Genomic DNA, 13,599 nt, shown 5'->3' with positions numbered 1-13,599 from the left:
TCAGCAAAAAGGCTTCTTTGCCGCACGGGGCCATTGCCCTGCAAAGCGGGCATAACCACGGGCTGGAATCTTTTGCCCTACTGTCGTTCGCTCACGGCCTGCACTTCAGCAAAATTTCCTATGCCCTTGCCACGCACGGGGCCACCATTGTTCTGCCCGCTTCCGCCCGAAGCTGCTTTGCTGACCCGGAGCTACGAAAGCAAGTTCCCCTCTCGAGAGGGGTTAGGGGTGTGTTAATCGCCATGCATCCAATTCCCTCCCTTGGGAGGGCAGGGAGGGGTTTAATCGTTAAGTTATAAACTCCGTCATGGTGAGCCAGTCGAACCACTCGCCGCCATGCTCGCCGCCATATCTCTCCGCCCGTCATTGCGAAGAATGAAGCAATCTCCTGATAGGACAAGTGACAAACCACACCTAATAAACCATGTCTTTGCGAGGAGCGATAGCGACGCGGCAATCTCCTCGCGTTTAACGAACTGTTTACTTCAAACATACAAGGCCCGCTCATTGCTGCGGGAAGGCTACTTCTTTTGTCTTGAAAGGAGACTATATAACTGTTGGACCAAAACATTTAGCAGGCCAGCTGTTTGTACATGATTTATTAAATAAACCAATAAAACTGCTTAATAACTGAAATTTATATATTTGATACTCTAAACCAAAACCGAAAATGAAAAAGGCTAGCATTTTTATAGCTTTAATAATAATATGCTTTGAAGCTAAGGCTCAAAAAGATACATTGGGTTTAAATATCCCGATTAAAGATGAAAGTGTCGTTTATGAGGGCATTGTTGAAACCCCAGGCGCATTACAAAAAGACCTTTTTAAAAATGCAAAACAATGGTTTGTAGACTATTTTAATAGCTCTAAAGATGTAATTCAAAATGAAGATAAAGAATCCGGCAGAATTATAGGTAAAGGAATTATACTATTTATTGGAAGCAGTTAATCACTTTTACTTATCAAAATAAGTTAACAATGCAAATTGATTGTAGAGACGGCAAGTATCGATATAAATTTTATGATTTAATGGTAACTCCTCAACCAAATGCATATACAAACCAAGATTATGTTCTTGAGGGTTTTATAAACAATTTGTTAGGTAAAAAGCCCGATAACGCATTTAGTAAAGGGCAATCAAAAAAGATGATAATTTCAGTTAATAAAGCCGTTTTGAGTGCTATTGAATCATTAAATAAAGCAATGGTAGCAAAACCGGATAATTTCTAATAAAAACAAAATGAAAAATATTTTTAAGTATTTATAGCAGCATCAGCTATCTGAAACAAAAGAAGCAAAAATTCATTCAGCAAAAAGGCTTCTTTGCCGCCCGGGGACTTGACCTGCAAAACGGGCAGAACCACGGGCTGAAGGCAACGAAAAAAAAACCAAACGCGACGAGATTGCCACGGCCCGCCATCGCTCAACCCCTTGCATGGGCCTCGCAAAGACATAGTTTATTAGTCAATATGTCGCATTAGATAATCGTTGTATGGCGGCGAGTGATAGGACAAGAAACATCACATTTTACTATTTTACAATTCCCCTATAAATTAACCACCCGTATACTCCTATAAAAATTGCAGTTTTGCTTGTAAATTACACGCATGCTTAATTTACTTAGCCAACCCTGGCCCTGGTATACATCGGGTGCGGCAATAGCCGGTATTATGGTGTTGTTGCTTTACTTTGGTAAATCGTTTGGGTTTTCGTCAAACCTGCGTACTATTTGCAGTATGGCCGGGGCAGGTAAGCACGTTAAATTTTTTGATTTTAACTGGCAGGCTCAAAAATGGAACCTGTTGTTTTTAGTTGGTTCGGTATTAGGCGGGTTAATATCGGCTACTGTGCTAAAAAGCGATATACCCTTGCAGCTATCTACCGCTACCATTAAGGACCTTGCCGCTATCGGCATCCATTTCGACGGGCAATTAAACCCCTCGCAGCTTTTTAGTATACAGTCGGTGACTTTAAAAAACATATTGCTTTTGCTGGGCGGGGGCTTGCTGGTAGGTTTCGGTACCAGGTACGCAGGTGGCTGCACTTCGGGGCATGCCATAAGCGGTTTATCAAACCTGCAATTACCTTCGCTGATAGCGGTTATCGGCTTTTTTGCCGGCGGCCTCATCATGACCCACTTTTTACTCCCTTTACTATTAGCGATATGAAGGGTATAAAATTCATCGTCGCAGGTATTATTTTCGGCATCGTCATGACCAAGTCCGAGGCGGTATCGTGGTATCGCATACAAGAGATGTTTCGCTTCCAGTCGTTTCATATGTATGGCATTATAGGTACAGCGGTTGTGTTGGGCACAATTGCCGTATTCCTGATTAAAAAATTCGACATCAAAGATTTTTCGGGTGAGCCTATCCTATTCCACAATAAGGATAAAAGCTGGCCGAAGTATATCATCGGCGGTACTATTTTTGGCTTAGGCTGGGCCTTAACAGGCGCATGCCCCGGCCCTATGTTTGTAAATATTGGCTATGGTTATTTAAGCATGGCAATTGTAGTAGCAGGCGCATTACTGGGCACTTACCTTTATGGCTTATTAAAAGCTAAATTGCCGCATTAATAGCATGAATAAAAAATACATCAATTGGTCTAACATCAGCACAGCCTTGCTGGTGCTATTTGTAGTAACCCTGTTAGTTAGCCCCAAAAGCAAAGCATTTTTAATTGAGGGTTTGATGAAGGTGGGCCTTTTTCAGCCACCTGCGGCAAATAGCACCACCGCGAATAACCAGGTAATGCAAGCGCCCGAACTGCTGTTTACCTTGCCCAATGGCAAAACCTTAAACACCGGCGAACAAAAGGGCAAAGTGATCATCCTAAACTTTTGGGCTACCTGGTGCCCGCCCTGCATTGCCGAAATGCCATCTATAAACCAATTATACCTGCAGTTTAAAAACAACCCCAATGTGCTTATTATACCTGTAGATGTTGACGGCGATTTCGGCAAATCGGTGACATTTATGCAAAAGAATGGGTATGCGCTGCCTGTGTATAATATGGCAAGTGATATTCCCGATGGCTTTATAGGGCAATCTATCCCCACAACGGTTATCATCAACAAAAATGGCCAGGTGGTTTTAAAGCACGAAGGCGCGGCAGATTATACTAACAAAAAATTCATCGCCTATTTAACCGAGCTTAGCCAATAAACCCGCGCTACACTAGGCTGATGAGCGGCCCGCCATCCTGCGGCTTTAACCAGCCGAATGATGTAAAGCTGTGCCCCTGCTGCTGCATTAATTGTTCAAACTGGGGGCAGCCATCCTGTTGTACTGCAACTAACAAACCGCCACTGGTTTGCGGGTCGGCCAGTATGTAGCGCTGTTCATCCGTTACAGGCCCTATTTTATGCCCGTAGCTATTCCAGTTGCGTTGCGTACCCCCGGGGAAACACTTTTGAGCCAGGTAATAAGGCAGGGAATTTATCACCGGCACTTTATCAAATTCAATAACAGCGGCTAGTCCGCTGCCGTCGCACATTTCGCTCAGATGGCCAAGCAGGCCAAAGCCGGTTACATCGGTCATGGCCGTTATGTGGTCTATCTGCCCAAACAGCTCGCCTAATTTATTTAAGGTCGTCATGCTTTTTAAGGCTATGGCAGCATCTTCGGGCTTTAATATACCACGTTTTTGCGCGGTGGATAGTATACCTACACCCAATGCCTTTGTTAAATATAGCCTGCAACCAGCCGTAGCGGTTGAGTTTTGTTTAAGCCGGGGGATATTTACTATACCATTTACGGCCAATCCAAATACCGGCTCGGGGCAATCAATACTATGCCCGCCCGCTAAAGTGATACCCGCCTCGGCACAAACCGCCCGCGAGCCCTCTAACACCTTTTGCGCAACTTCGGGGGGTAGCTTATCAATTGGCCAACCCAATATGGCTATGGCCAGCAAGGGCTTACCGCCCATGGCATATACATCGCTTATAGCATTGGCCGATGCAATGCGCCCAAAATCGTAAGCGTCGTCAACTATAGGCATAAAAAAGTCGGTGGTTGATATCAGCGCCGTGCCGTTACCCATATCCAGCACCGCGGCATCGTCGCGTTTATCGTTGCCTACCAATAGCCTTGCATCGGGCAGCTGGACTACGGGGCTGTGTAATATTTTATCTAATATGGCAGGGCTTATTTTACAGCCACAGCCCGCGCCATGCGAGTATTGGGTTAGTTTAACTGTTGTGTTTTCCATCAATCAGGCTACTGTTTCGTTTACTGGAAGGTTATGGGTAAAATTTAAAATTTGGTTGGCCATAGCTACTACATCTTCGCCGGAAATATCCAGCGGAAATACTTTACCCGCATCGCGCTTACTTAAGCCGGCGCGGTAAGTTTTGTCGTAATAAACCAATACAATTTTTATAAAGTCGGGCATGCGGTTTTCCTTTATCGCCGCTACCGCGTGTTTGGTTTGTTCGGGGCCCAGGCGTTTGCGTATACGCTCGGTACATTCTACTAAAAAATCTTTGTCTAAAGCACCATATTCAAGGGCTAATGATGCGATGCGTTGCTGTACATCAACCTTTATATCAATCAATACGGCATCGCGCATTTGGTGCCAAAAAGCATTGGGGATAGATCGTTTACCTATGGTAAGGCTTTCGTCCTCTACCCATGTGCGTTGCGCGGTGTTTAGTTTGCTGAGGTGATATCCAAGGTCGTTTTCAAACTGCTCTTGTGTTGGCTGCACCATTTTGTTCATGGTACCGTATGATGAACCCTGGTGTTGTGCAAGGTCCTCCAGGTCTATTACCTGTTCGCCCATTACCTTAAGCTGATGTAATATGCGCGTTTTGCCCGAGCCTGTCATCCCCCCTAATATACATAGCGGATAAGTATGCCCAAACAGCTGTTGAACCCAGCGGCGGTAGGTTTTGTACCCACCCTGTATCAAATAAACTTCAAAGCCATACAGGTCAAGCGCCCAGGCCATAGCCCCGCTACGCATACCACCCCGCCAGCAGTGTACCCCAATTTTTTTACCGGGTGCAATTTCAAGGGCTTGCTTAATAAAACCCGACCATTTGGGGCCGGTAAGATCAAAGCCTAATAAAATAGCTTCTTCGCGGCCTACCTGTTTGTAGGTAGTGCCTACTTTAACCCTTTCTTCGTTGGTAAATAACGGAATGTTGAATGCGCCCGGAATATGCCCCTGCGCAAATTCGGCAGATGTGCGCACATCTGTTAAAGGGATGTTTCCGTCTAACTTTAAAAAATTTTGGATCGTAATTGGCTTAACCATTCATCACAAATATACAGTACTATTTAAGTATTGCTAAGCTGATAAACGAATGTATTTTATGGTAAAAGCCTTTGCCTTGTATTAGTTATGCTGCCGGCCTGAATATTAAGGCATCTAATTGCCTAAGCATATGATCAAGACTGTAATGAAACTCAATTAACGACAGGGCGCCCTGCTCGTAACTGTTAGTAAGCTCTTTTATGTTTTGTTTAATTTGTTGCTTTATATGCAGCGTTTCTATGGGGCTAAAAAAAGTATCGCGGCCATTGGTGTAATAATCTAAAGAAAACCTTACACTATCCAATTCCGATTCTATCTGTAATACTTTTATTAAGGCGTTACGATACGAGTACAGGTAATCAAGCTCGGTAAATTCTACTTGTGGGATGCTGATACTACTTTCGTGTTTCATCGAAGCCAGGACAGAAATGGTCAAAAGAACAATTAAGGCAATAGATAAAATTACAACGGTGTTCATAGTTAATAGTTAGATTAATTAGGTAAAAAATAGATGTATTCTTTTGTAGAAATACTCCTTTTACGAGTACATCTGCAAATAGTTACGTCGATGACCACTTGATTTTAAAGAAAAAATAAAAAAATATTAATTGTTAAATAAACAGTTAAAAAAATAAGTGTTATTTTGACGCTCAATTATAAACTAAGTATGAGTAAGGATCAGTTTGTGATCGGGATAGACTATGGGTCCGATTCCGTTCGCTCGGTAATTGTTAATGCGCTTAACGGCCAGGAGATTGCCTCGTCGGTATTTAATTATCCACGCTGGCGCGATGGCCTGTATTGCGACCCATCAAAAAACCAGTTCAGGCAGCACCCGCTCGATTATATTGAGGGACTTGAAAACACCATAAAAGATTGTATAGCCAGCGCAGGCGGGCCCGCTATTGCGAAAGCCATTAAAGGGATATCGGTTGATACCACAGGATCTACCCCCGTAGCGGTAGACCAAACAGGCACCCCACTGGCTTTACTGCCGCAGTTTAAAACCAACCCCAATGCCATGTTTGTTTTATGGAAAGACCACACCGCCATAAAAGAAGCCGCAGAAATAAACGAACACGCTACTAAATTTGACACCAACTACCTTAAATATGTAGGGGGTATATATTCGTCAGAGTGGTTTTGGGCCAAGCTATTGCATACAGTAAGGGTAGATAGCGAAGTTAACGATGCCCTGCACTCGTGGGTTGAGCATTGCGACTGGATACCGTTTTTACTAACCGGCGGCAATAATGCTAAAGATATTAAACGTGGCCGTTGCTCTGCCGGGCACAAGGCCCTTTGGGCCGAAGAATTTGACGGCTTACCGCCCGATGAATTTTTTAGTTCGCTTGACCCTATTTTAACGGGCATAACCCAAAAACTTTATACCGATACCTATACCGCCGACCAGGCAGCAGGTAATTTAAGCACCGAATGGGCCGAAAGGTTAGGGCTTAGTACCGATGTTGTTGTAGGCACAGGTGCCTTTGATGCCCATATGGGCGCCGTAGGCGGGCAAATAGAGCCTTATTACTTGAGCAAGGTAATGGGTACATCAACCTGCGATATTTTGGTGGCCCCTAATAAAGATGTAGAAGGCAAGCTGGTTAAAGGTATTTGCGGGCAGGTAAATGGTTCGGTTATACCGGGTATGGCTGGTTTAGAGGCCGGGCAATCGGCCTTTGGCGATACTTACGCCTGGTTTAAAAATTTAATATCGTGGCCGGTAAATAACCTGCTATCGCAGGCAACCGCTATTGATAAAGCAACCGCCGAAGCGCTAAAGGAAGAACTATCAGAGTTAATTATACCCGAACTAAGCAGGCAAGCGGCATTATTGCCCGTTGATGAACAAAGCGAACTGGCGATCGATTGGTTTAATGGCCGCCGCACCCCGGATGCCGACCAGGCATTAAAAGGTGTAATAAATGGTTTAAATTTAGGCAGCGATGCCCCGCGTGTTTTCCGTGCCCTGGCCGAGGCTACCTGCTTTGGCGCAAAAAGTATTGTCGATCGTTTTATAAGCGAGGGCATACCGGTTAAAGGCATTATCGGTATAGGCGGTGTGGCAAAAAAATCGCCGTATATTATGCAAATGATGGCCGATGTTTTAGGCATGCCTATCCGCATACATCAATTTAAACACACCTGCGCTTTAGGCGCGGCTATGTTTGCAGCAGTTGTAGCGGGTATACACCCCAACGTAGAAGCGGCTATGCAGGCAATGGGCGGCGGTTTTGATGTAAGCTACGAGCCTAATGCGCAATTGCAAGCCGTTTACCAAAAACGTTATCAGCAATATATAAAGCTGGGCGGCTATATTGCCGGGCAAACCAATGCCAATTTAAACAAGCAACTTCAAAACGCTTAGTTATGAGCCAATATCAACATATAAAGCAAATTGCTTTTGAGGCCAATATGCAACTGCCTAAACTGGGCCTGGTGCTTTTTACCTTTGGCAACGTAAGCGCCGCCGACAGGGATCTGGGTGTATTTGCCATTAAACCAAGCGGTGTACCCTATGATGAACTTTCGCCAGATAAAATGGTGATCGTAAACTTTGATGGACAAACCATTGAAGGCAACCACAGACCATCGTCGGACACTCAAACGCATGCGGTTTTGTACAAGCAGTGGCCAAATATAGGCGGCATAGTACACACCCACTCTACCTTTGCTACGGCCTGGGCACAATCGCAACGCTGTATTCCTATTTTTGGCACCACACACGCCGACCATTTGACTACCGATGTACCATGCGCGCCGCCCATGAGCGATGCAATGATACAGGGTGATTACGAATACCAAACGGGTTTCCAGATCATAGATCATTTTAAAGAATTAGGCCTTAGCTACGAAGAAGTAGAGATGGTACTGGTGGGCAACCATGCGCCATTTACCTGGGGTAAAACAGCAGATAAAGCGGTTTATAACAGCGCCGTTTTAGAAACCGTAGCGCACATGGCTTACTTAACCGAGCAAATAAACCCCAATGCCCCGCGCCTTAAAGACGCGCTGATAAAAAAACATTTTGAACGCAAGCATGGCCCCGACTCTTATTATGGCCAGTAAGCTTAGCAGCATAAAATATATAACCAAAAAGCACTCAATTATTAAAAATATACAATGATCGATCTAAAAACATTTGAAGTTTGGTTCATCACCGGGAGCCAAAACTTGTATGGCGAAGAAACTTTAAGGCAGGTTGCCGAGCACTCTAAACACATTGCCGATGGTTTAAACCAGGCCGGGCAAATTCCGGTACGTGTGGTATACAAACCGGTAGTAAAAAGCACCGAAGAAATATACACCACTTTGCAGGAAGCCAACTTAGCGCCAAACTGCATAGGCATTATTACCTGGATGCATACTTTTTCGCCGGCAAAAATGTGGATACGCGGCTTAAACATTCTGCAAAAGCCAATGCTACACCTGCATACCCAATACAACCGCGATATTCCGTGGAGCTCGATAGATATGGATTTTATGAACCTGAACCAAAGCGCGCACGGTGATAGGGAGTTTGGGTTTATGGTATCGCGCCTGCGCAAAAACCGCAAGGTGGTGGTTGGTCATTGGCAAGATACCGAAGTATTGGGTCAGATTGATAGCTGGACCCGCGCTGCTGCCGGCTGGCACGATTGGCAGGGCGCTAAGTTTGCCCGTTTTGGCGATAACATGCGCTTTGTAGCCGTTACAGATGGTGATAAAGTAGAGGCCGAAACCAAGTTTGGTTTTGCTGTAAACAGCTACGGTATTGGCGACCTTGTTGCCATAATAAACAGCATAAGCGAGGCAGAAGTTAACGCCCTAACCACCAAATATGAAGCCGAGTACAACATGGATGCCTCGCTAAAAAAAGGTGGAGATAAATATTCATCCGTTTACGAGGCGGCTAAGATCGAGCTTGGCTTGCGTAAGTTTTTAGAAGATGGCGGCTTTAAAGGTTTTACAGATACGTTTGAAGACCTGCATGGCATGGTACAGCTGCCCGGCATAGCTGCCCAGCGTTTAATGGCCGATGGCTATGGCTTTGCAGGCGAAGGCGATTGGAAAACTACCGCGCTGGTGCGCGCATTTAAAGTAATGGGCAGCGGCCTTGCAGGCGGCAACGCCTTTATGGAAGATTACACCTACCACTTTGACCCGAATAACGAGCTGGTTTTAGGATCGCACATGCTGGAGATTGATGCATCGTTAGCCAACGGCAAGGCATCACTTGAAGTACACCCGCTGGGCATTGGCGGCAAAGCCGACCCTGCCCGTTTGGTTTTTAACGTAGCCGGTGGTAACGCGCTTAACGCATCGCTAATAGATATGGGTAACCGTTTTCGCCTGCTGATAAACGAGGTAGAGGCTGTTGAGCCACAAAACGACCTGCCTAATTTGCCTGTTGCCCGTGTGCTTTGGAAGCCATTGCCCGATATGAAAATAGGTTGCGCAGCATGGATATATGCAGGCGGCGCACACCATACCGCCTACAGCCAAAATTTAACTGCCGAACACCTGCAGGACTTTGCAGACATGGCCGGTATTGAATTTTTACGCATTGGCAAAAACACCACTATAGAGCAGTTTAGAAATGAATTGCGCTGGAACGAAGTAGCTTACCGATAACCAAACTATACTAAAACAAGCAGCCGCGATGGGATGGGCTGCTTGTTTATCAATAACCATTAACCTTATTAATCAAATCAAATTATGAACAAGTTTACACACATAGACTACATCATCTTCTTCATCTACTTTGTTGTAGTATCGGGATATGGTTATTGGGTTTACCGAAGTAAAAAAACAAAAGGCGTATCAGACAGTAAAGATTTCTTTTTAGCGCAGGGCTCGCTTACCTGGTGGGCCATCGGGGCATCGCTTATCGCGTCAAACATATCTGCCGAGCAATTTATTGGCACAAGCGGGCAGGGTTTTGCCGTAGGTTTGGCCGTAGCCGCTTACGAGTGGGTGGCGGCAATAGCACTAATTATAGTGGCTGTTTGGTTTGTACCGGTGTATCTAAAAAATAACATCTTTACAATGCCGCAGTTTTTGCACACGCGCTACAACGAAACCGTGAGCTTTGTAATGGCCATATTTTGGCTGTTTTTATATGTGTTTGTAAACCTTACATCAATACTATACCTGGGTGCTTTGGCTATTAACAGCCTTGCCGGTGGCGGTTACCTGCACGAGATAATTATAGCATTAGCTGTATTTGCCTTGTTTATTACCCTTGGCGGTATGAAGGTAATTGGCTTTACCGATGTAATACAGGTATTGGTGCTAGTGATAGGCGGCCTTGCAACCACCTACATAGCCCTTACCCTTGTGAGCGAAAAATTTGGTTTTGGCAAAGATGCCATGGCCGGTTTAAACGCTATGCTAAAAGATGCACCCGAGCATTTTAAAATGATAATGGCCAAACCCAAGCCGGGTGCGCCGCAAAGCGAAATAAATAAATACCTGGCACTGCCGGGTATAGCTATGTACTTTGCCGGGCAGTGGATAGTAAACCTTAATTATTGGGGTTGCAACCAATACATTACCCAAAGGGCCCTGGGTGCCGATTTAAAAACCGCGCGCACAGGCATTCTGTTTGCCGGTTTAATGAAACTGGCTATGCCTATAATAGTGGTATTACCGGGTATTGCGGCTTATGTTTTATACAAAAACGGTGGCTTACAACAGGAGATGTCTTCAGGCGGGCATTTTAATTCAGACAACGCTTATTCGGCTATACTTGGGTTTTTACCTACCGGGTTAAAGGGGCTTTCGGTTGCCGCGCTTACGGCTGCAATAGTAGCTTCGCTCGCCGGTAAGGCAAATAGCATATCTACCATTTTCACGCTCGATATCTACAAAAAGCACATGGTTAAAGATGCCAGCGAAAAGAAGATGGTTGTAGTAGGTAAGTTTACAATTGTTGCCGCGCTTATTTTTTCGATCATCCTAACCTGGAAAGACCTTTTAGGCATAGGCGGCGAAGGTGGCTTTACCTTTATCCAAAAATATACCGGGTTTATTAGTCCGGGTATATTTGCCATATTTATTTTAGGTTTCTTTTGGAAACGTACTACCGGCGCAGCAGCTATAGCGGGTATACTTACCGGTTTTGCCATGTCGGTACTGTTTAACAACTATGCACCGCAGCTTTTCGGTAACGAAACATTCTTATACACCGCTTTCCCTAACGGCAAAGGTGGCTATGAGATCCCCTTCTTGATTTGTATGGGGCTATCGTTTATGTTTACCATTATTGTAATGGTAGCCATTAGCTTTACCGGGCCAAAAGTAAATCCTAAGGCATTCGAGCTTGACAGCAGTATGTTTAAGGTTGATAAAACAACCCTTGCACTAATTGTAGTAACATTGCTGCTTTTAACTGCGCTGTATGTGAAATTCTGGTAGGCTAAAAAGTTTTATCTTATACATTAGTAAAAAGCTGTTGGGCGGGTGCCCAACAGCTTTTAATTTATTAAACAAAGCAAAAGCCGCTTACTTTCGTAAAGCGGCTTTGCCAGAGTAATCAGAATAAATCACTATTTCACCCCCAGCTCTTTTCCGGCAATGTCTTCCCAACGATAGTAGTGGAAAGTTTTATCATCGCTCATGGCTACAAATAGCCCGTGTTTAAATATTGCATTTAATGGTACCGATACCACATCAGATCCATCGCTTTGCCTGGCTGCTACATTAACTACTTTTAGTAGTTTATGCTCACAAGGTTTTTCCCCGGTAGTTTCACGGTTAAATATCCTGAAACGATTTGCTCCCTGGTCGGATACTAAAATATAGCCGGTAGTATCTGATAATTTGTATATAGATATGCCTTCGTGGTCGGCGGCAAAGCCCTGTGTTCCAAAAATAGATAACTGTTTATTACATATAAAATTAGCTTGTTAATATTAAGCCAATGTTAAATAACAAGTCGTAAGCTGCGGGCTCATCAATAAATAATATAAAATAATAATTGAACCTTTTTGATTTTAAATGCGTAACAATGGAGTACCAATTAAAAGCTATCCTATTTAATTAGCCATAAGGCGGTAATTAATATTGTTCAACCTAAATAATAATAGTTATGAAAGCAGTACCCCTATTTCTGTTATTGTTACTTGTATCATTTGGCTTGTATGCCCAGGGTCAAAATACTATTGGCGTAAATTACATATCAGGCTCTAAAATACTTAATACAAAGGGCACGTACACGGGCTATGGGGTTAGCTACAGCATCAATACGATAAATAACCAATCGGCATGGACCAATATGCTGAATGTTGAAAATATAAATATAGATGCTACTATATACGACCTGAGTAATATAACAGCCGGCGACCGCATGGCTGCTTATAACCCTAAATTTAGCAACAAAGGATATTTTGGATATGATATGGCAATGGCCGCATCAGTTGATATTAAATTAGTAAATATAAACGGCTTTAAACTCTACTTTTCGCCGGGCGGGGGTTTAATATATTCCACAAAAGATTATACTAACACCCATGGCGTAAACCAAATGCTTGGGCACCATTTAAACTTAGTAGGCAATGCAAATATAAAGTTAGCCCTGCCACTTACCGAGAATACCAGCCTTAAAATTGGAGCTGGAATGTCGCATGTTTCCAATTCAAACATAAAGCTACCTAACATAGGTTTAGACAGGATAGAAACATTTATAGGTGTTGTAAAAAATGTAGGGTATGCCAATGAAAGCACCCCAAAATTCACTTTAAACAAAAACGCCTTATCAATAGAAATGATAGCCGGATACACCGGGCAAATCACTACCGGGTTTTATCAGCTAAAAGACGTGAATCTTCAGTTAGATAATTCGTACAGGAAAGAGACCAACGCGATACCTAAAGGGGCTATTGCCGTATCATATAATCATTATTTAAATGATGTGTTAGGGGTTAAAGTAGGTACCGATCTGGTTTATTCTTCTAAATTATCGCCGTTAGGATCAACAACAACCGATACAACTGCTTTTATAAAAACTTTCCAGGGCGATTATACCCCTATCAACAGCCACTTCAATGTTGGGGTAAACGCAGGCCTTGATCTGTGCTTAGGCCGGTTTGTTGTATCAGCAAACTACGGTTACTTTTTAGGCAAATATGAAAAGTATGTTTATATACAAGGAGGCAACAAGTTTTTATACGGCCGCGATTTTTATACAACATTTGCATTCAGATATTTTTTAACCCCAAAAATAGCGTTAGAAGCAAAATCATATATGCGCAATTTTGGAGGCATTGGGCTTAATATGAATATTTGATATTAGCCGTTTGCAGTACTTTTCGACTTACAGAAATTTCTTGATTTAATCCACCGATA

At 43.7% G+C, this 13,599-nt stretch carries 14 protein-coding genes; 10 read left to right on the top strand and 4 right to left on the bottom strand.

What is annotated here, in order from left to right; genetic code table 11:
* Positions 1-670 precede the first annotated feature (670 nt).
* The 5 genes from FFF34_019460 (at position 671) to FFF34_019440 (ending at position 3,167) form a co-directional block, all read left to right on the top strand.
* A complete protein-coding gene (locus tag FFF34_019460) occupies positions 671-949 on the top strand; it encodes a DUF4468 domain-containing protein (protein ID TSD62299.1) in 279 nt (92 codons plus the stop codon).
* A gap of 29 nt (positions 950-978) precedes the next feature.
* The gene (locus tag FFF34_019455; protein TSD62298.1) at positions 979-1,230 is read left to right on the top strand and encodes a hypothetical protein; all 252 of its coding nucleotides are present in this window, start codon (positions 979-981) and stop codon (positions 1,228-1,230) included.
* A gap of 377 nt (positions 1,231-1,607) precedes the next feature.
* Entirely contained in the window at positions 1,608-2,168 is a 561-nt protein-coding gene (locus FFF34_019450; protein ID TSD62297.1) for a YeeE/YedE family protein, read from the top strand.
* The gene (locus FFF34_019445) at positions 2,165-2,578 is read left to right on the top strand and encodes a YeeE/YedE family protein (protein ID TSD62296.1); all 414 of its coding nucleotides are present in this window, start codon (positions 2,165-2,167) and stop codon (positions 2,576-2,578) included. Before FFF34_019450 ends, FFF34_019445 begins: the two co-directional genes overlap by 4 nt.
* Before the next feature lie 4 nt (positions 2,579-2,582).
* Positions 2,583-3,167 (top strand): TlpA family protein disulfide reductase, encoded by a 585-nt coding sequence (locus FFF34_019440; protein ID TSD62295.1) that lies wholly within the window; start codon positions 2,583-2,585, stop codon positions 3,165-3,167.
* Positions 3,168-3,174: 7 nt separating this feature from the next.
* Here FFF34_019440 and selD read toward each other — a convergent pair whose 3' ends face one another.
* From selD to FFF34_019425, 3 genes are all read right to left on the bottom strand, one after another.
* Positions 3,175-4,215 carry a selenide, water dikinase SelD gene (gene selD / locus FFF34_019435; protein TSD62294.1) on the bottom strand — a complete coding sequence of 347 codons (1,041 nt, stop codon included), beginning with the start codon at positions 4,213-4,215 and terminating at the stop codon, positions 3,175-3,177.
* A 3-nt stretch (positions 4,216-4,218) separates the two neighbouring features.
* Entirely contained in the window at positions 4,219-5,265 is a 1,047-nt protein-coding gene (mnmH, locus tag FFF34_019430) for a tRNA 2-selenouridine(34) synthase MnmH (protein TSD62293.1), read from the bottom strand.
* 85 nt (positions 5,266-5,350) lie between these two features.
* Positions 5,351-5,743, bottom strand: coding sequence for a hypothetical protein (locus FFF34_019425; protein TSD62292.1), 393 nt, complete (start codon positions 5,741-5,743; stop codon positions 5,351-5,353).
* A 189-nt stretch (positions 5,744-5,932) separates the two neighbouring features.
* Between FFF34_019425 and FFF34_019420 the strand changes: the two genes are divergently transcribed.
* The 4 genes from FFF34_019420 to FFF34_019405 all read left to right on the top strand — a co-directional run bounded on the left by FFF34_019420 (position 5,933) and on the right by FFF34_019405 (position 11,670).
* Entirely contained in the window at positions 5,933-7,639 is a 1,707-nt protein-coding gene (locus FFF34_019420; protein ID TSD62291.1) for a ribulokinase, read from the top strand.
* 2 nt (positions 7,640-7,641) lie between these two features.
* Entirely contained in the window at positions 7,642-8,340 is a 699-nt protein-coding gene (locus tag FFF34_019415) for an L-ribulose-5-phosphate 4-epimerase (GenBank protein TSD62290.1), read from the top strand.
* A gap of 54 nt (positions 8,341-8,394) precedes the next feature.
* Positions 8,395-9,885 carry an L-arabinose isomerase gene (gene araA / locus FFF34_019410; protein ID TSD62289.1) on the top strand — a complete coding sequence of 497 codons (1,491 nt, stop codon included), beginning with the start codon at positions 8,395-8,397 and terminating at the stop codon, positions 9,883-9,885.
* 84 nt (positions 9,886-9,969) lie between these two features.
* On the top strand, positions 9,970-11,670 hold the full coding sequence (locus tag FFF34_019405) for a sodium/solute symporter (GenBank protein ID TSD62288.1): 1,701 nt from the start codon (positions 9,970-9,972) through the stop codon (positions 11,668-11,670).
* A 131-nt stretch (positions 11,671-11,801) separates the two neighbouring features.
* On the opposite strand, the gene FFF34_019400 is transcribed toward FFF34_019405, so the two are convergent.
* Positions 11,802-12,149 carry a phytase gene (locus FFF34_019400; GenBank protein ID TSD62300.1) on the bottom strand — a complete coding sequence of 116 codons (348 nt, stop codon included), beginning with the start codon at positions 12,147-12,149 and terminating at the stop codon, positions 11,802-11,804.
* Between the two features lie 194 nt (positions 12,150-12,343).
* On the opposite strand from FFF34_019400, the gene FFF34_019395 reads away from it, so the two are divergent.
* On the top strand, positions 12,344-13,540 hold the full coding sequence (locus tag FFF34_019395; GenBank protein TSD62287.1) for an acyloxyacyl hydrolase: 1,197 nt from the start codon (positions 12,344-12,346) through the stop codon (positions 13,538-13,540).
* Positions 13,541-13,599 lie beyond the last annotated feature (59 nt).

This window comes from Inquilinus sp. KBS0705 (genome assembly GCA_005938025.2).
Lineage (GTDB): Bacteria > Bacteroidota > Bacteroidia > Sphingobacteriales > Sphingobacteriaceae > Mucilaginibacter.
The sequence above is the reverse complement of the archived record's forward strand: the minus strand, read 5'-3'. Positions and strand labels throughout refer to the sequence as shown.